Here is a 17,007-nt window from a genome sequence, read left to right on the forward strand (position 1 = left end):
ACCTAGGAAAAACGCCGCTTTCCCATTAAGGGAGAAGCGGCGTTTTTCCTTAAGTGAACAGCATTGCGGCCCAGCGCCGGGCTTTTTGCATCTGGCCTGATAGGGCTGGCGCATTCTGCTCAGATGCCCTTGTCCCATTCGGGCTCGGCCTCGAACCGCTTGGCGAGGAAATCCAGCAGGCTGCGCAAGGTGGCGGGCATGTGCTTGCGCGAGGCGTACACCGCATACAGGGTCAGGTCCCGTGGTCGGGCATCGGGCAATAGTCGGATCAGCTCACCATTGCGCAGGAACGGGCTGGCCATGTAGGTCGGCAGCATCACCACCCCAGTGCCTGCCATGGCTGCGCGCATAAGGGCGGTGGATTCGTTGGAGCTGATATTGCCGTGGATGGGCACGGCGACCTGCTCGCCATACTGCTCGAAATGCCACAGTTTCGTGCCGAAATAGGAGTGCGTCAGGCAGTTATGATCGCTGAGGTCTTCCACCCGCTGCGGCGCCGGATGTTCGCGCAGATAGCCCGGTGAAGCGCAGACCGCCGAGCGACAGACGGTCAGACGTCGGGCGATCAGGTTCGGGTCCAGGTCATTGGTGGCGCGAATCGCCAGATCGATGCGTTCATCCACCAGATTCACCGTGCGGTCCAGCGACTGCATATCAATACTCACGCCGGGGTGCAGTTTGACGAAGTCACTGAGCGCATCGGCCATTTGTGCGTGACCGAAGGAGGTGCTGACGCCGATGCGTAACGCGCCGCGTAATGCATCGGACGGAATGCTGACGGCCGCCTGCATATCGGCTGACAGTTCCAGCAATTGCCGGCAGCGCGGCAGGGTTTCGTTACCGGCCGCGGTCAGGCTGAGCTTGCGGGTGGTGCGGTGCATCAGCCGTGCGCCGACCCAATCTTCCAGCTCGGCCAGATAACGCGAAATCACCGGCCGCGACATGTCCAAATGGTCCGCCGCTGCCGACTGGCTGCCCAGATCCACCACCGTGACGAACACCCGCATTGCGATTAGACGATCCATGATTTGCCCGATTTCAGAAACAAACTATGTCCAAGCATCGCATTTTTTGTACTGAGTTACGCAACTAAGCTCTGTTCATTCTTATTCACCCCCGGAGCTTTAAATGATTGGTTTTTCCGCCCTGCGCCGTTTGCTACTGGCCAGTGTCACCTTGGGTCTGGTCGCCCACGCTGCTGCCAGCGAGCCCACCCTGACACTGGACGTCTACAATCCTGGAACCCAGGCGATCTTCCCGGTCTCCTCGGTACTGGTCAGTGGCAAGCACGAGGCGATTCTGGTCGATGCGCAATTCGGCAAGGCTCAGGCCCTACAGGTCGTCGAGAAAATTCGCGCCAGCGGCAAGAAACTGACCACGATCTACATCAGCCATGGCGACCCGGATTATTACTTTGGTCTGGAAACCATCACCGCTGCCTTCCCCAAGGTCAAGGTGCTGGCTTCGGCGCCGACGGTGGCGCATATCGAGAAAACCATGGCCGGCAAGTTGGCGTTCTGGGGGCCGAAAATGGGGGCAGACGTGCCAGGCAAGCTCATCCTCCCGCAGGTGTTGACCGGCCACAGCTTGACGCTGGAAGGGCAGAAACTGGAAGTCGTCGGCCTGGATGGCCAGCAGCCGGATCGCAGCTTCGTCTGGATTCCCTCGATCAAGGCGGTGGTGGGCGGCGTGGTGGTCGCTGAAAACATCCATGTGTGGATGGCTGATACGCAAGCGCCGCAGTCCCATCTTGAATGGCTCAATACCCTGCAGCGCATCGCCGACCTCAAGCCGCTCAGCATCGTGCCCGGCCACTATCTGGGTGACAGCGCTCGCTCCTTGGCCGCCGTGCAGTTCACGGCGGGCTACATCAAGGCTTTCGATGAGGAAACTGCCAAAGCGGGCAACGCAGCCGAGCTGATCGCGGCCATGAAAAAACGCTACCCGAACCTGGGTGAGGAGTCCTCGTTGGAACTCAGCGCCAAAGTCGCCAAGGGCGAAATGCAGTGGTAAGCGCGTCACCTGTTATTCCATAACGCTTCAATCCCTAACCTATGTATTACCTTCGGAGAACCATCATGAGCAAGATCGCAATTGTCGGTGCCACCGGCCGTGCTGGAAGCCAACTGTTGGAGGAAGCCCTGCGCCGTGGTCACAGCGTGACGGCCATTGCCCGCGATACATCATCGCTGGCGGGGCGTAAGGGCGTGGTCAGCAAGAATCTGGATGTCAGTGATGCCAAGGCGTACGCGGAAGCGGTGGCCGGGCATGACGTGGTGATCAGTGCGGTGCATTTCTCCAGCATCTCCGCCAGTGCAACTATCGGCCCTGTGAAACAGGCTGGTGTTCCCCGATTGTTGGTGGTGGGCGGGGCCGGCAGTCTGTTCGTTGCGCCTGGTCTGCGGGTGATCGATACGCCCGATTTTCCGGAGGAATACAAAACCGAAGCGACTGCCGGGGCAGCGTTTTTGGACGTATTGCGTCAGGAGAAGTCCCTGGACTGGACCTTCCTCTCGCCCTCGGCATTGTTCGTTGAAGGTGAGCGCACCGGCTCATTTCGCCAGGGTAACGACGATTTGCTGGTCAATGCCGACGGCAAAAGCTCAATCAGTTTTGCCGACTACGCCATTGCCATGCTCGATGAAGTCGAGCAACACACACACTCACGCCAGCGTTTTACGGTCGGTTATTGAGCTTCTGTTATCACGAGCATTCATTGATTGGCGCGTTCGGCTGCCTGGGTGAGCAACCAATCGATGAGTTCGCGTAACTGCGGCGATGGGTCGGAGCGCTCGGGGTACACCAGGTAATAAGCGGCACCGGTGCGCACTTTGAGATCGAAGGGCGCCACCAGCCGTCCGGCGCACAGGTCCTCACCGATCAAGGCCCAATCGCCAATGGCGACGCCTGTCCCCTGGGAGGCGACGGACATGGCCAGGTCCAGCGTGTCGAAATGCTGGCCCTTGCCGATATTGCACACGGTGGCTCCTGCAGCCTTGAGCCAGGTTTCCCAGTCGCGCTGGTCGCGGGTCGGGTGCAGCAACATGTGCTGTTCCAGATCGGCCAGAGACTTGAGCGGGTTCGGGCCGGCCAACAGTTGCTGGGAGCAGACCGGCGTCAGCTGTTCATCGAACAAATGGTGCGCCGATACAGAGTTGGCGGGCGGTGCGCCATATACCACGGCGGCATCGAACTCTTCGCGGCGGAAGTCCACCGCATGCTGCACGGTGGTAGTCAATTCGACCGGTACATCCGGGCGCTCTTTTTGCCACTGCAACAAACGCGGCAGCAGCCACCGCATCACGCAGGTCGGGGCCTTGAGTTGCAGGGTTTCGCGTTTCGCGCCGACTTGCTCGACCGCTTCGTCGATCAGTGAAAACACTTTCTGAATCCGTGGAAACAGCTCGCGCCCCTGCGTCGTCAGGCTCAGGCCGCGCGCCTGGCGCTGGAACAACGAATACCCCAGATGGCTTTCCAGCCCTGAAATCTGTCGGCTCACGGCGCCTTGGGTAATGTGCAGCAGTTCTGCGGCTCGCGTGAAATTGCAGCACTGGGCCGTAATCAGGAAAGTATGCAGGGCAGGCAGGGGCGGCAGACGTTTCATGGGCGCTCAGGCATGAATGGAGGACATGCCTAGCATGACATTTTTTGCCTTGTCACAGCTACGGCAGGACGGTTCCAATTACACCTCATCTGTACCTTGTTCCGCAGCCCTGAGCGCCGGGATATCGTGCAGTTCCCGAATATAAGAAAGGCGGATGAACATGGCAACGTGCGGCGAAGTATTGGTCAAATTGCTCGAGGGCTACGGCGTCGAGCAGGTCTTCGGCATCCCGGGTGTGCATACCGTCGAGCTGTATCGCGGGCTCGCACGCTCATCGATCAACCATGTCACGCCACGCCATGAGCAAGGCGCCGGTTTCATGGCCGACGGTTATGCACGCACCAGTGGCAAGCCGGGTGTGTGTTTCATCATCACTGGTCCAGGCATGACCAATATCACCACGGCCATGGGCCAGGCCTATGCCGACTCGATTCCGATGCTGGTGATTTCCAGCGTGCAGTCGCGCAGCCAGCTGGGCGGCGGGCGCGGTAAATTGCATGAGCTGCCATCGCAGAGCAATCTAGTCGCAGGCGTTGCCGCGTTTTCCCACACCCTGATGTCGGCGGCGGAACTGCCAGCAGTGCTGGCTCGCGCATTCTCGCTGTTCCAGGCCGGTCGCCCGCGCCCGGTGCACATCGAGATCCCTCTCGACGTATTGGTGGAAAACGCCGACGCCTTGCTCACCAGCGAACCGGTCAGTGTCAGCCGTGCCGGTGCCGCGCCTGCCGCCATCGCGCAAATGGCCAGCCTGCTGGCCGCTGCCAAACGTCCATTGATCCTGGCCGGTGGCGGCGCCATCGATGCTGCACCTGCGCTGACAAAGCTTGCCGAACAGTTGGACGCTCCGGTAGCGCTAACCATCAACGCCAAAGGCATGCTGCCCTCACGTCATCCGCTGTTGATCGGTTCGACCCAATCGCTGGTGGCGACTCGCGCGCTGGTCGCCGAAGCCGACGTGGTGTTGGCCATCGGCACCGAACTGGCTGAAACCGACTACGACATCACCTTCGCCGGTGGTTTTGAAATCCCTGGTGCGTTGCTGCGCATCGACATCGATCCCGATCAAACCGTGCGCAACTATGCACCGCGGGTTGCATTGGTCTCCGACGCCGACACTGCGGCGCAAGCCTTGCTGGCTGCGCTGGCCGGGCAAGAACTGGCCGCACGCCGCGCCGACTGGGGCCACAAACGTGCCGCCGCGTTGCGCGAAACCCTGGAAACTACGTGGGACGAAGCCACGCGCGGGCAGACCTGTTTCTTGCAGGCCGTTCTCGATGTGCTGCCCGATGCCGTGTTCGTCGGCGATTCTACCCAGCCGGTGTATACCGGCAACCTGACCCTCAACCTGGAGCAACCACGTCGCTGGTTCAACTCGTCGACCGGCTACGGCACCCTTGGCTACGCCTTGCCCGCCGCAGTGGGTGCCTGGTTGGGCCGTGCTTCTGAGCCCAGCGCCCGTGGTGCGGTGGTGTGCCTGATCGGCGACGGCGGTTTGCAATTCACCCTCTCGGAACTGGCCAGCGCCGTGGAAGCACGCACGCCGATCATCGTCCTGCTGTGGAATAACCAGGGCTACGAGGAGATCAAGAAATACATGGTCAATCGCTCGATCGAACCGGTGGGCGTCGACATTTATACCCCTGACTTTATCGGTGTCGCCAAAGCCCTGGGCTGTGCGGCGGAGCCGGTGGCTGGCGTCGAGGAACTGAAAGCGGCGCTGCGCAAGGCCGGCGACCGTCAGGGCCCGACCCTGATCGAAATCGACCAGACGATCTGGATGAATGGGATGAAGTCATGCTGAGTATTCAAGCAGGCCTATACATCGACGGCCAATGGCTGTCCGGCGGTGAAGAGCTGACAGTAATCAACCCGGCCACCGAAGCGCCGCTGGCCACGGTTGCCGGCGGCGATGCCACGGCGGTCGAGCACGCTGTGCAAGCGGCGCGTCTGGCATTCCCGGCCTGGTCGCAGACGTCGGGCGCGGCCCGTGGCGCGTTGCTGCGCAAGATCGTCAGCGGTGTGCAGGAGCGTCGCGAGCGCTTGATCGAACTGCAATCGCGCAACAACGGTAAACCCTTGTTTGAGGCGGCGATCGATGTCGATGACGTTATCGCCACGTTCGACTATTACGCCAGTCTGGCCGAAGCGCTGGATGGGCAGCAGAACAGTGCGGTGTCATTGCCCAGCGAAGACTTCGCGGCGCGTTTACGTCGTGAACCCTGTGGCGTCGTCGGGCTGATCGTGCCGTGGAATTTTCCGATGGTCACCACCGCCTGGAAGCTGGCCCCGGCCTTGGCTGCCGGCTGTTGTGTGGTATTGAAACCGTCGGAAGTCACGCCACTGCCGGAGCTGGAGCTGGCGGACATCATCGCCCACTGCGGCCTGCCAGCCGGGGTGTTCAACCTGGTCTGCGGCACCGGGCTGGCGGTCGGTGCGCCGTTGGCGGCGCACCCTGACGTGGCGAAAATCTCGTTCACCGGCAGCAACGCGGTGGGTGTTCAGGTCATGCAACGCGCTGCCGAAACCGTCAAGGGCGTCAGCCTGGAACTTGGCGGTAAGTCCTCGTTGCTGGTGCTCGCCGATGCCGATCTGGACCTGGCAGTGGAACTGGCCAGTGGTGGTGGCTTCTTCAATGCCGGGCAGATGTGTTCGGCCACCAGCCGTGTGTTGGTTGCCGAAGAGCTGGCTGATGCTTTTCTCGAACGGCTCAAGGCGCGTGCCGACGCCATCCGCGTGGCCGATCCCTTCGAGCCCGACGTCGAGATGGGCGCACTGGTCAATAAGGCGCAATACCAACGGGTGCTCGGCCATATTGTGTGCGGTGTGAGCGCGGGTGCGCGGCTGGTATGTGGTGGTGAACGGCCTGCCAATCTACCGAACGGATATTTTTTACGGCCGACGGTTTTCACCGACGTGCCCCTGGACAGTGCGTTGTGGCGTGAGGAGATCTTTGGCCCGGTGCTGTGCGTGCGCCGTTTCGCCACTGAAGCCGAGGCCATCGCGTTGGCCAACGACAGCGAATTCGGTCTGGTGGCCAGCGTGGTCAGTCGCGATGCTGGCGCTGCCGATCGTGTCGCCAATGCCCTGCAGGCCGGACTGGTGTGGATCAACGCACCGCAAGTGATATTCCCGCAGGCCGCCTGGGGCGGTTACAAGCAGAGCAGTATCGGTCGCGAGTTGGGGCCATGGGGTCTGCAGGCTTTCCAGGAAATAAAGCACGTCATCCGCGCCGTTTGATAGCCGCCTTATAGCCCAGGAATGGCTCACGCATGCCTCCTTTCGAGGCATGCGTTTGACACATGGCTTCGATGACAAACTTTCGATTGTTGCGACTTCGGCCCCGCCTCAGGATGACGCTGTCGACTCAGCCAAACCCCCGGTTTACGGGCGCTGCAGCTGGATCCACGAGCGCACTCAGCCTGAGGCGAAGATGCGATCAACCCTCACTCTTAGAAGAACAAAAGGAGTCCGCCATGGGCGACCACGATCTGAACAGAAGGCAATTCATCAAGACGGTTGGCGTCGCATCGGTCGCCGCCGCAGCGATGTCCATGCCCTTTATCCGGGCAAGTGCCAGCGACACCAAGTTCCAGGGCAAAACCCTGCGCTTGCTCACCTGGTCCGATGACACCGGTCTGGCGGCGTTGCGCAATATCGCAGCAACCTTCGAGGCCAAAACCGGCGCCAAGGTCATTGCTGACCGTACCGGCAGCACCTCGGAAATGGTCGCCAAGCTCAAGGCCGGTGGCGATCGTCCGCAGTACGACATCATCACCCTCGCCGGTGTCGGTGCAGAAGGTCTGGCCGCAGCCGGTCTGCTGGAAAAACCTGACCTCAACCGCATTCCCAACATCGTCGACGTCCCGGAGAAATACCGCACCGGCGCCAACGGTCACGGCATCGGTTACCTGCTCTGGTGCAACAGCCTGATCTACAGCACCCGCACTGTAAAAGAGGCGCCGAACAGCTACGCCGCGCTGTGGGACAAGGACATGGCACCGAACATCTTCCTGCCGCCGCCGAACTGGACCGAGGCCATGGACCTGATCATCATCGCCGCCAAACTGGCGGGTGGTGACGAGCACAACATTGAGCCCGGCTTCAAGAAACTGGCAGAGCTCAAGGATCGTGTAGTGACCCTGGGCGAGAATCCGAACCAGATCGCCGAGTTGTTCCGCACGGGCTCGCTGGACATGGGTGGCCTCTACGCCCCGGCGTTCTTCCCGAAACAGATTCGCGATCCGGCCTACGGTCTGGGCGCTACATTCGGGATGAAAGAAGGTTTCTACACTGACTTGATGCAGTCGGTCATGCCGAAAAACCGTCCAGGCGATACCGATCTGGCCTATGCCTTCATCAACCACTCTCTGGACCCACTGGTACAGGGCAAGATGGCTGAAGACATCTTCAACGGCCCGGTCAACGCCAGGGCGATCATCTCGGCAGAAGCGCGCAAGAGCCCGTATATCCTGACGCCGGAGCAGATTGCCGACAAAGCGATCATGCACGACAACGCGTTCCTGGCCACCGTTCACGATCAGTGGATCCGTCGTTACACGGAAATCTTCTCTTCCTGATTTGCGCTGAATCGGAAGGTCCTTCGGACCTTATCGCAGGCAAGCCAGCTCCTACAGGATTTACACAGTTCTCTGTAGGAGCGGGCTTGCCCGCGATCGAGTGCGCAGCACTCGCCATGCTGAATCCATCTCTCCAACGAGATCAACACCATGGAACACCAACCTTTGACCGGCTCGGTCGTCGTGACCCTGCCACGTCGGGCTAAAACAACGATTTCCCCTACAGCACGCGCTTGGCTTTTCCTCTCGCCATCGATGTTGTTTCTTGCCGTACTTATCGCCGCCAGCTTGCTGGTATTGCGCATGAGCGTCGGCACCAAGGGCGCCGAATGGACCGGCTTCAGCCTTGCAAGCTACGCGCAACTGGCTGAACCCTATTACCTGAAATCATTACTGCTGACCTTGCGCCTGGCCTTGATCAGCGCGCTGGTCGCGGTGGTGCTGGCGATACCGGTGGGTTACACCATGTCGCGCTTGCAGTCGCCACTGTTGCGACGTGTATTCCTGGCCGCCGTACTGTTGCCGCTGCTGGTCAACCTGCTGCTGCAAAGCTATGGCTGGCTGGTGATTCTCGGCCCGGGCGGCATGCTCAATCAGGCGCTGATGGGGCTGGGTATCATCACTCGTCCGGTGATGATGCTCTACAACCAGAATGGCGTTTTGATGGGCCTGGTGCAGACGGCCTTCCCGTTGGCGGTGTTGCCGATTGCCAGCGCTATGCGGGGTGTTTCGCGCAGCTACGAAGAAGCCGCCGCCACCTTGGGCGCCAGCCGTTTTCAAGTGTTTCGCCAAGTGGTATTGCCGATGAGCCTGCCCGGCATCATTACCGGCGCCACCTTGGTGTTCGCCTACAACGCCAGCAGCTTTGTCGTGCCGTTGCTGCTCGGCGGTCGGCGGGTGCCGATGCTGGCAGTGATGGTCCATGACCAGATTGCGCCGCTGATGAACTGGCCCGCGGCCTCGGCTGCCGGCGTGGTGTTGATCGTGACAACCCTAGCGATCATGACCCTTTCCGAATACTTCACCGGCCGTCGTCGCCGTCTACTGGAGGCTTCGCAATGAGCAGTTCCTCGAAAAGCCGTTTCAGCTTTCAACCGATCCTGCCCGGAGACACTGGCCGTTTCGCTGGCGTTCTCTCCGGTTTCATTCTGTTGCTGGCGGTGCTGCCGATTCTGACCATGATCGTCATGTCGTTCAGTGGTGCCTCGAACCTGGACTTCCCGCCCAGCAGCTACAGCCTGCAGTGGTACAAGGCCGCCTGGCACACCTTCGCTTCGCCGGATGCCAGTGATGTGCTGAGCCTCGGCAAAGCCATGACCACCAGCTTGTGGGTCGCGTGTCTGACCATGGTGCTGGCGACTCTGGTCGCGGTGCCTGCGTCCTATGCACTGACGCGCTGCGAATTTCGCGGCAAGGCTGTAGCGTTGCAATTGATGTCGCTGCCGCTGGTATTCCCCATGGTGGTACTCGGCCTGGCGTTGCTGCTGGTGTTCGACAGCCTGCCGTTTCAGATGAATACCTCGCGCCTGGTCATCGCTCACGTGATTCTGGCCCTACCATTCGTGGTGAAAAACTGCACGGCGGCGATGATGTCCATCGGCACCGAGGTCGAGGAAGCGGCGCAAATGCTCGGTGCCTCACCGACACGGGCAATTTTTGATGTGGTCGTACCCTTGATGAAGTCGGGGATTCTCGCCGGGATGTTGCTGGCGTTTATCGTCTCGTTCAACGAGTTCACCGTGACCTACTTCCTTTACAACATCGACGTGATGACCGTGCCGATCTGGATGTACAGCCGCACCGTGTCATCGCTGGACCCAACTGTTTTCTCGTTTGCCGTGCTGATCGTGCTGATCGACTTCGTCCTGATTTGGGCGTTGGAGAAGCTGGTTGGTGAAGGTGGCGTTTCGTTCTGATTTTTTGAGGTTTAGACACATGACCGGATTAATGCTGGAAAACGTCGAGAAATACTACGGCTCGGCCTGCGCGGTAACGGACGTCAATTTGCACCTGCCGGAAGGCAAATTGGTGTGCTTTCTCGGCCCTTCGGGCTGCGGCAAAACCACCTTGTTGCGCATGATTGCTGGCCTGGAAACCTTGAGCAACGGCGAAATTCGCCTCGATGGCGAAGACGTCAGCCATACCCCGGCGCATGAGCGCAATTTCGGTATGGTGTTCCAGTCGCTGGCGCTGTTCCCACACATGACAGTGGGGGAAAACATTGCGTATCCGTTGAAGTTGCGCGGGGTGAGCAAAGCCGATCAACACGCGCGGGTTAAAGAATTGCTGGAGTTGATCCAGTTGCAGCAAATGGTCAACCGACCAGTGGCCAAGCTTTCGGGCGGTCAGCGCCAGCGCGTGGCGATTGCCCGGGCGATTGCTTCGCACCCGAAACTACTGTTGCTGGATGAGCCCTTGTCGGCACTCGATGCCAAGTTGCGCGAATCGATGCAGGTGGAAATCCGCCAACTGCAACAACGGCTGAACATCACCACTATTCTGGTCACCCACGATCAGCGCGAAGCCATGACTATGGCCGATATCGTTGTGGTGCTGGGTCAGAATCGTGTGCAGCAGGTCGGCACGCCGATTGAAATCTATCGCAACCCGGCCAACGAGTTCGTCGCCGACTTTATCGGCTCGGGCAATATTTTTCCGGCCACCGCGCTGGGTAATGGGCAAGTCGGATTGCCTGGCGGTGAAGCGCTGGACGTGCCGATCTGCAACAGCATCCAGGCGGGTGCGAAGATCAAGATGCTGGTGCGTCCAGAGGATCTACAACTGTCGCCGCCGTTGCCGACTGCCGGCAATCGGCTGCTGGGCACTGTGACCTTCGTTCGCGATATCGGCGCGACCATCGAAACCACCATCAATTGCGCCGGGGTTTCGCTCACCGCGTTGAGTACGCCGAACCAGTGCTTCGGTCTGGGCATCGGCCATCCGGTGTCGATTACCATTCCCTCCGAAGCCTGTCGGGTACTGACGGCCTAAGCGCTTGCCTCTGAACACAGGGGCCGTATCAAACGCTCTTGCGCAACCGAGCCAGGTCGCGCGAGGGCGGTGCGCCGAACAGCCGGCTGTATTCGCGACTGAACTGCGAAGGGCTTTCATAGCCGACCCGATATCCCGCCGCTGACGCGTCCAGTCCGTCGGCCAGCATCAACCGTCGTGCCTCCTGCAATCGCAGCTGTTTTTGATACTGCAGGGGGCTCATGGCCGTCACCGATTTGAAGCAATGGTGCAGCGTCGACACACTGAGATTCACTTCGCGCGCCAGATCTTCGATACGTAAAGGTTGCTCGTAGTGGCTGTTGAGCCATTTGACTGCCTGGGTAACGCGATGGGTCTGACTGTTTGAAATGGCAATTTCATACAACCGATGACCCTCTGGGCTACGCAGCAAGCGATAAAGGATTTCACGCTGAATCAGCGGTGCGAGCATGGCGATGTCTTTCGGAGTGGACAGCAAGCGCGCCAGGCGCAGCACCGCATCGAGCAGTTGCGAATCAACGCGCTCGACATACAGCCCGCGCCCGCTTGGGCGGGTCGGCACGCTCATGGGGCCGGCTTCGGCGATCAGGGCGTTGATGTGTGCCGGGTCGATATCCAGGCGCAGCGCCAGGTTCGGGTTCTCTGGTGTGGCGTGGTAGATGCAGCCACTGATCGGCATAGCGACTGACACCACCAGATAATTCAGCGGGTCATAGGTAAAGTTTTCGTCACCCAGGCGTACATCCTTGCTGCCTTGGGCGAGGACGCACAGTGCCGGTTGTACCAGCGTTGGTATCGACTGCAGCGGGCGGTCGTGGCACACCATGTGCAACTGAGGAACGGTGGTGGGGAACACGCCATCTTCAGGTGCAAAGCGTCGAATGATATCGGCCAGCTCGGCGCGCTGCTTTTCCATTTCGTCGTCCATCTGAGCGCGGGGGCTCTCATTTTGCGACATGCCTTGAATCCTCTGATGGTTCACCGGTACAGGCTGGATGGGCACAGCCTATTTTTGTGCAAGAAAAAACGCTACCTGGATCCTGCTCAATGTTTGCCTGATTCTGTCTGCGCGTGCCTGAGCAGGTAAAAAACTGCCCTTGCGCCGTCCTGAACTTGCTCGATGGTCCATCGCAACCCACCCGTTTGGCGTCACGTGCAACGCTGGGAGCAAACACCCTGGCGCAGCAATAGGCAAGAACCCGGCAGAAATCGGCTAACGGGAAATTGCCCAGGGCCCTAATCTCTGGTCCTGTAGCGAGCCGCACGGCATCCCGTACAAAGCTGTTCACCTCAGGAGTGCAGACCATGCCCAATCCAGGCCACGTGAGTCATCTTGCCTTTGCCCGCGCCAGAACCGGTTGCAGCGCACACTTGGGCGTGCGCTTGAGCAGCCTGATCGAACCTGCATTGAAGGCACCGGGTTGCGTGCATTTTGCCTTGCAGCAATCGATGTGCGACCCGGATTTGTGGCTGGTGTCGGGCCTGTGGTCCAGCGAGCAGGAGATGAATGCCTACTTCTCGACACCGGAGTTAGGCGTTTTCGCCGACGTGGTGCAGGAGTTGGTGGTCAGCAGCCTGGATTTTCATACCTTCAAACAGGTGAGCGCCGCTCAGGCCGAGATTGACCATCAGCAACCGTTGCACACGCTGGCGGGCTGAGTCCGAATCTGTGGGGGCTATGTCTCTATGTTGCGGGGCAACTCGCAAGCATAGGGCTCGGTCGATATCGGGTGTAGGGGACTGATTTGTTTTCAGCGCTTCATCGAAAATTAATCCGTCCCCCGATGTTGAGGTCGGGAGCTAAGGTAGAGAGCTGAGGCCAGGGACAGATTGATTTTTCAAAGAGCGCGAAAAATAAAATCAGTCCCTTTGTGGGCAGGCTTGCCTGCGAAAACGCTGAATCAGGCACAATATTCCGCAGTCATGACGCTCTTCTTTTCCCGACTGGCCTCTTCGCAGGCAAGCCTGCTCCCACAGTTTTTGTGCCCGACACAGATCCCCTGTGGGAGCGAATTCATTCGCGAAAGCGGCCCGTCAGACAACAAAAATTCAATCGGTTTAGAATTGCCACGTTTTCCATCAACAGACAGGACAAGCGGCATGGCACGTAAAGAATTCAAAGACGTCGAGGCAGTTTCCGCAGTCATGCCGGGTGAGGGCGGCTACAGTGCAGCGATTGCCGTCAAGGCCCATGGCGCGGGTGGCGCACCACGTTTTCATCGTGTGCTGGATGGGCAGAAGTTCAAGACTGCGCATGACGCCGACCAGGCCGCGACTGAAGTACTGGCGAGTCTGGTCGATGTCGATGCGGAGGGTGAGTTGGTGTTTTAACCCGGCTTAACTTCTGGGGCGGTACATCTTGAACAGTGATTCCGGGCCCAGCTGAAAGTAATCGGCCGGGCCGCCCCCCCGCAAAATATGCTCGGCGGCCGCGGTGTCATAGATGCCGTCTTTCAACATCGACTTGGCAATATGCACCGCCACTACTTCGCCAAGTACCAGCCAAGTCGGCACCAACTCCTTGTTCGCGCGCTGCAACTGCACGATCTGCGTGACCTTGCATTCGAACGACACCGGCGTCTCCAGCACGCGCGGCACTTTGACGATGCGCGACGCCGCTGGGGTCAGATTTGCCAGTTCGAACTCATCGACATCCGGCGGGACGGTTGCGCAGCTCTGATTCATTGCCTCAGCCAATGAGCGGGTCGCCAGATTCCAGACGAACTCACCCGTCTGTTCGATGTTATTCAGGCTGTCCTTGCGACCAATACTGCTAAAGCCAATAATCGGCGGAACGTAGTTGAAGCCGTTAAAGAAACTGTAAGGCGCCAGATTCAACTTGCCCTGGGCATCCTGGGACGAAATCCAGCCGATAGGACGCGGACCGACGATGGCATTGAACGGGTCATGGGGCAGGCCATGCCCTTGAGAAGGTTCATAGAAATGAATGTCGTCTGACATGGCGGGCTTCCTGATAACAACAGCTGCTTGAGATGTAGGTTGTCATAGTGCAAGGCATCGACTGTGGTTTCCAGACTTTCATGCCGCGCAAAATTAAGCCCGGCCAAAGCCGGGCTGGAAGGGGCAGTGTGAGGTGTTAGCTAGTGCGGTTCGCCCCGACGCGGTCGGCACCATCAGAGGTAACGCGGTTTGCACCGACGCGGTCGGCACCGTCAGAAGTAACACGGTTCGCACCAACGCGGTCGGCACCATCAGAGGCGACACGGTTTGCACCGACGCGGTCGGCACCATCAGAGGTAACACGGTTCGCACCAACGCGGTCGGCACCATCAGAGGTGACACGGTTTGCACCGACGCGGTCGGCACCATCAGAGGTAACACGGTTAGCACCGACGCGATCGGCACCATCAGCAGCGACATGGGTAGCGCTAGTGTGAGCCGAACCATTTTCTGCAAACGCTGGAAGGGCGAAAGTGCCGCTGGCCAGTACCGAGAAAGCCAGGCCGACAATCAGTTTTGAAGTTTTCATAATGGTTGCTCCGAAATAGTTGATAGGTTGTAAGTGGCTATGGACTGAATTTTACGCGCCTCAGTTTGATTAAGAATTCAATAGGGGTGCTATCGATTATCGTCAAAATTGATAGTGCATAATTATCTATACGAATCAGTTTGTTAGCGTTGTTACTTGGTGCTGATAAATCCCTTTGCGGCGGGGGGCGTGTTAAAGGTTGAACTTTTCCGTGGCGCAAAATTAAGCCCGGCAAAAGCCGGGCTGGAAGGGGCAGTGGGAGGTGTTAGCTCAGGCGACTGGCACCAACGTGATCAGCACCATCGGCGGCTACGCGATTTGCACCAACGCGGTCAGCACCATCAGCAGCTATGCCTTTAGCGCCCACGTGATCAGCGCCGTCAGCAGCAACCCGGTTAGCGCGAACGTGGTCAGCACCATCAGCAGCAACGCGGTTTGCACCGACGTGATCAGAGCCATCAGCAGCAACATGATATGCACCTATGTGGTCAGAGCCATCAGCAGCAACACGGTTAGCACCAGTGTGATCAGAACCGTCAGAAGCAACGTGAGTAGCGTTAGTGTGAGCGGAACCATTTTCAGCGAAAGCAGGGAGAGCGAACGTGGTACTGGCCAATACCGAAAACGCCAGGCCGAAGATCAGTTTTGAAGTTTTCATGCTGTGTGCTCCGAGATGTTTGGGTTGTAAGTGGGTATGGAGCGAATCCTACGCCGCTCGATTTGATTAAGAAGTCAATCGGATTGCTAGCGATCATCGCTGAAATTGATAGTGCAAAAGAGTCGCCCATTCAGGCACTTACGAAGGCTCCAAGCGAAAAAGGGGCGGCCACTTGAAGTGGTCGCCCCTTTTTTTCTGCTTGATTCCGATCAGTAATCGGTAGTCGACATCAGTCGGTCTCGATCCGCGAATGCTTGCGGGTGTCCTTCATGAACACGTAGACCAGCAGCGAAACGGCGATACAGGCTGTGACGTACCAGTAGTAGCCCGTCTCCATGCCGATGCTTTTGAACCACAACGCGATGTATTCAGCGGTGCCGCCGAAGATCGAAACGGTCAGCGCGTAAGGCAGACCCACGCCCAGCGCGCGAATTTCGGTGGGGAACAGCTCGGCCTTTACCACGGCGTTGATCGAGGTGTAACCGCTGACAATGATCAGCGCTGCCATGATCAGAAAGAACGCACCCCACCAGGTCTGGACGGTGTGCAAGGTGGTCAGGATCGGCACCGTGCACAGCGTACCCAGCACACCAAACGCAATCAGGATCGGACGCCGCCCGACTTTATCCGACAGCGCACCTACCAGCGGTTGCAGGCACATGAACAGAAACAGCGTCGCCGCTGAAATGGTGGTGGAGTCGGTAATGCTCATGCCGACGGTGTTCACCAGATACTTCTGCATATAGGTGGTGTAGGTATAGAAGGCCAGGGTGCCGCCCATGGTCAGGCCGACCACGGTCATCAACTCCTTTGGATGACGCATCAAGGTGCGCATCAGGCTTTCTTTTGGCTTTTCTTTCTTCTGGGTGAACGACGCGGTTTCTTCCATCCCGCGACGCAGGTATAGCGCGACCACGGCACACAGCGCGCCGATGACGAATGGAATACGCCAGCCCCATGCGTACAGTTGTTCAGTGGACAGGGTTTGCTGCAACACAATCAGCACCCCCAGCGCGATGAGCTGGCCGGAAATCAGCGTGACGTATTGGAAGCTGGAGAAGAAGCCGCGACGTTCCTTGGACGCCATCTCGCTCAGGTAAGTCGCCGAGGTGCCATATTCGCCACCCACCGACAAACCCTGCAACAGGCGGGCGAATACCAGCAGAACCGGTGCGCCGACGCCGATGATTTCGTAACTGGGCGTCAGGGCGATGATCAACGAACCGAAGCACATCAACAGCACGGACGCCATCAGCGCGGCTTTGCGCCCCTTGCGGTCGGCGTATATGCCCATCAGCCAGCCGCCGATCGGGCGCATCAAAAAGCCCACGGCGAAGATCGCAGCGGTGTTGAGCAGTTGTGCGGTGGTGTCGCCCTGGGGGAAGAACGATTTGGCGAAGTACAGTGAGAAGGCGGCGTAGACGTACCAGTCGTACCACTCGACCATGTTGCCGACCGAACCACTGAATATCGACTTCAGGCGGTTGCTGGTGGTCTTTTCTTTTGCCGGCGCGTCAGCCGACCCTTTAGACAGGGAATTGGGGATGTCCATCACGGATCCTTTAAGTCATTGTTTTTAGTGGCGCGCACAAACGCAGCCTGGCAGTCCTATAGCAGGACCTGTGCCAGGCCGCTGATGGCTGATCTAGAGGGGTTGCAGGGGTTTTTTAGGCGAAAATCCGCTCAT

Annotated in this window: 17 protein-coding genes; 10 read left to right on the forward strand and 7 right to left on the reverse strand. The window is 59.0% G+C overall.

Going from position 1 to position 17,007, the window contains the following annotated elements; translation table 11 throughout:
• Positions 1 to 119: 119 nt before the first annotated feature.
• Positions 120 to 1,025, reverse strand: coding sequence for a LysR family transcriptional regulator (locus AC1MEE_RS00095; RefSeq protein ID WP_480413111.1), 906 nt, complete (start codon positions 1,023 to 1,025; stop codon positions 120 to 122).
• A 103-nt stretch (positions 1,026 to 1,128) separates the two neighbouring features.
• Between AC1MEE_RS00095 and AC1MEE_RS00100 the strand changes: the two genes are divergently transcribed.
• Positions 1,129 to 2,013, forward strand: a complete 885-nt coding sequence (locus tag AC1MEE_RS00100) for an MBL fold metallo-hydrolase (protein WP_480413112.1) — start codon at positions 1,129 to 1,131, stop codon at positions 2,011 to 2,013.
• A gap of 65 nt (positions 2,014 to 2,078) precedes the next feature.
• Positions 2,079 to 2,693, forward strand: a complete 615-nt coding sequence (locus AC1MEE_RS00105; RefSeq protein ID WP_480413113.1) for an NAD(P)-dependent oxidoreductase — start codon at positions 2,079 to 2,081, stop codon at positions 2,691 to 2,693.
• A 20-nt stretch (positions 2,694 to 2,713) separates the two neighbouring features.
• Here the strand turns inward: AC1MEE_RS00105 and AC1MEE_RS00110 are convergent, their stop codons facing one another.
• Entirely contained in the window at positions 2,714 to 3,604 is an 891-nt protein-coding gene (locus AC1MEE_RS00110; protein ID WP_480413114.1) for a LysR substrate-binding domain-containing protein, read from the reverse strand.
• Positions 3,605 to 3,764: 160 nt separating this feature from the next.
• On the opposite strand from AC1MEE_RS00110, the gene AC1MEE_RS00115 reads away from it, so the two are divergent.
• From AC1MEE_RS00115 to AC1MEE_RS00140, 6 genes are all read left to right on the forward strand, one after another.
• Complete coding sequence (locus AC1MEE_RS00115; RefSeq protein WP_480416387.1) at positions 3,765 to 5,405, forward strand: 5-guanidino-2-oxopentanoate decarboxylase; 1,641 nt, start codon at positions 3,765 to 3,767, stop codon at positions 5,403 to 5,405.
• A complete protein-coding gene (locus tag AC1MEE_RS00120; protein WP_480413115.1) occupies positions 5,399 to 6,841 on the forward strand; it encodes an aldehyde dehydrogenase family protein in 1,443 nt (480 codons plus the stop codon). The genes AC1MEE_RS00115 and AC1MEE_RS00120 overlap by 7 nt, the downstream gene beginning before the upstream one ends.
• A 236-nt stretch (positions 6,842 to 7,077) precedes the next feature.
• Positions 7,078 to 8,181: an ABC transporter substrate-binding protein gene (locus AC1MEE_RS00125; RefSeq protein WP_480413116.1), complete on the forward strand. Its 1,104-nt coding sequence runs from the start codon at positions 7,078 to 7,080 to the stop codon at positions 8,179 to 8,181.
• Between the two features lie 150 nt (positions 8,182 to 8,331).
• Complete coding sequence (locus tag AC1MEE_RS00130; protein ID WP_480413117.1) at positions 8,332 to 9,243, forward strand: ABC transporter permease; 912 nt, start codon at positions 8,332 to 8,334, stop codon at positions 9,241 to 9,243.
• A complete protein-coding gene (locus AC1MEE_RS00135) occupies positions 9,240 to 10,097 on the forward strand; it encodes an ABC transporter permease (protein WP_480413118.1) in 858 nt (285 codons plus the stop codon). The genes AC1MEE_RS00130 and AC1MEE_RS00135 overlap by 4 nt, the downstream gene beginning before the upstream one ends.
• Before the next feature lie 19 nt (positions 10,098 to 10,116).
• Complete coding sequence (locus tag AC1MEE_RS00140; RefSeq protein WP_480413119.1) at positions 10,117 to 11,172, forward strand: ABC transporter ATP-binding protein; 1,056 nt, start codon at positions 10,117 to 10,119, stop codon at positions 11,170 to 11,172.
• A gap of 28 nt (positions 11,173 to 11,200) precedes the next feature.
• Here the strand turns inward: AC1MEE_RS00140 and AC1MEE_RS00145 are convergent, their stop codons facing one another.
• Complete coding sequence (locus AC1MEE_RS00145) at positions 11,201 to 12,130, reverse strand: AraC family transcriptional regulator (RefSeq protein ID WP_480413120.1); 930 nt, start codon at positions 12,128 to 12,130, stop codon at positions 11,201 to 11,203.
• Between the two features lie 347 nt (positions 12,131 to 12,477).
• Between AC1MEE_RS00145 and AC1MEE_RS00150 the strand changes: the two genes are divergently transcribed.
• Positions 12,478 to 12,831 (forward strand): putative quinol monooxygenase, encoded by a 354-nt coding sequence (locus tag AC1MEE_RS00150; RefSeq protein WP_480413121.1) that lies wholly within the window; start codon positions 12,478 to 12,480, stop codon positions 12,829 to 12,831.
• A gap of 441 nt (positions 12,832 to 13,272) precedes the next feature.
• Positions 13,273 to 13,503: a hypothetical protein gene (locus AC1MEE_RS00155; RefSeq protein WP_480413122.1), complete on the forward strand. Its 231-nt coding sequence runs from the start codon at positions 13,273 to 13,275 to the stop codon at positions 13,501 to 13,503.
• Positions 13,504 to 13,509: 6 nt separating this feature from the next.
• On the opposite strand, the gene AC1MEE_RS00160 is transcribed toward AC1MEE_RS00155, so the two are convergent.
• The 4 genes from AC1MEE_RS00160 to AC1MEE_RS00175 all read right to left on the reverse strand — a co-directional run bounded on the left by AC1MEE_RS00160 (position 13,510) and on the right by AC1MEE_RS00175 (position 16,872).
• Positions 13,510 to 14,133, reverse strand: coding sequence for a flavin reductase family protein (locus tag AC1MEE_RS00160; RefSeq protein WP_480413123.1), 624 nt, complete (start codon positions 14,131 to 14,133; stop codon positions 13,510 to 13,512).
• Positions 14,134 to 14,269: 136 nt separating this feature from the next.
• Positions 14,270 to 14,662, reverse strand: a complete 393-nt coding sequence (locus AC1MEE_RS00165) for a hypothetical protein (RefSeq protein WP_480413124.1) — start codon at positions 14,660 to 14,662, stop codon at positions 14,270 to 14,272.
• Positions 14,663 to 14,927: 265 nt separating this feature from the next.
• A complete protein-coding gene (locus AC1MEE_RS00170) occupies positions 14,928 to 15,320 on the reverse strand; it encodes a hypothetical protein (protein WP_480413125.1) in 393 nt (130 codons plus the stop codon).
• Positions 15,321 to 15,549: 229 nt separating this feature from the next.
• Positions 15,550 to 16,872 carry an MFS transporter gene (locus AC1MEE_RS00175; RefSeq protein WP_480413126.1) on the reverse strand — a complete coding sequence of 441 codons (1,323 nt, stop codon included), beginning with the start codon at positions 16,870 to 16,872 and terminating at the stop codon, positions 15,550 to 15,552.
• Positions 16,873 to 17,007: the final 135 nt, after the last annotated feature.

It is taken from the genome of Pseudomonas sp. ASL3 (genome assembly GCF_056680425.1).

Coding starts and splice junctions, on each gene's coding strand:
- AC1MEE_RS00150 (WP_480413121.1), top strand. CDS start 12,478: ATGCCCAATCCAGGCCACGTGAGTCATCTTGCCTTTGCCCGCGCCAGA.
- AC1MEE_RS00160 (WP_480413123.1), bottom strand. CDS start 14,133: ATGTCAGACGACATTCATTTCTATGAACCTTCTCAAGGGCATGGCCTG.
- AC1MEE_RS00155 (WP_480413122.1), top strand. CDS start 13,273: ATGGCACGTAAAGAATTCAAAGACGTCGAGGCAGTTTCCGCAGTCATG.
- AC1MEE_RS00095 (WP_480413111.1), bottom strand. CDS start 1,025: ATGGATCGTCTAATCGCAATGCGGGTGTTCGTCACGGTGGTGGATCTG.
- AC1MEE_RS00130 (WP_480413117.1), top strand. CDS start 8,332: ATGGAACACCAACCTTTGACCGGCTCGGTCGTCGTGACCCTGCCACGT.
- AC1MEE_RS00100 (WP_480413112.1), top strand. CDS start 1,129: ATGATTGGTTTTTCCGCCCTGCGCCGTTTGCTACTGGCCAGTGTCACC.
- AC1MEE_RS00110 (WP_480413114.1), bottom strand. CDS start 3,604: ATGAAACGTCTGCCGCCCCTGCCTGCCCTGCATACTTTCCTGATTACG.
- AC1MEE_RS00165 (WP_480413124.1), bottom strand. CDS start 14,662: ATGAAAACTTCAAAACTGATTGTCGGCCTGGCTTTCTCGGTACTGGCC.
- AC1MEE_RS00105 (WP_480413113.1), top strand. CDS start 2,079: ATGAGCAAGATCGCAATTGTCGGTGCCACCGGCCGTGCTGGAAGCCAA.
- AC1MEE_RS00170 (WP_480413125.1), bottom strand. CDS start 15,320: ATGAAAACTTCAAAACTGATCTTCGGCCTGGCGTTTTCGGTATTGGCC.
- AC1MEE_RS00125 (WP_480413116.1), top strand. CDS start 7,078: ATGGGCGACCACGATCTGAACAGAAGGCAATTCATCAAGACGGTTGGC.
- AC1MEE_RS00120 (WP_480413115.1), top strand. CDS start 5,399: ATGCTGAGTATTCAAGCAGGCCTATACATCGACGGCCAATGGCTGTCC.
- AC1MEE_RS00115 (WP_480416387.1), top strand. CDS start 3,765: ATGGCAACGTGCGGCGAAGTATTGGTCAAATTGCTCGAGGGCTACGGC.
- AC1MEE_RS00140 (WP_480413119.1), top strand. CDS start 10,117: ATGACCGGATTAATGCTGGAAAACGTCGAGAAATACTACGGCTCGGCC.
- AC1MEE_RS00145 (WP_480413120.1), bottom strand. CDS start 12,130: ATGTCGCAAAATGAGAGCCCCCGCGCTCAGATGGACGACGAAATGGAA.
- AC1MEE_RS00175 (WP_480413126.1), bottom strand. CDS start 16,872: ATGGACATCCCCAATTCCCTGTCTAAAGGGTCGGCTGACGCGCCGGCA.
- AC1MEE_RS00135 (WP_480413118.1), top strand. CDS start 9,240: ATGAGCAGTTCCTCGAAAAGCCGTTTCAGCTTTCAACCGATCCTGCCC.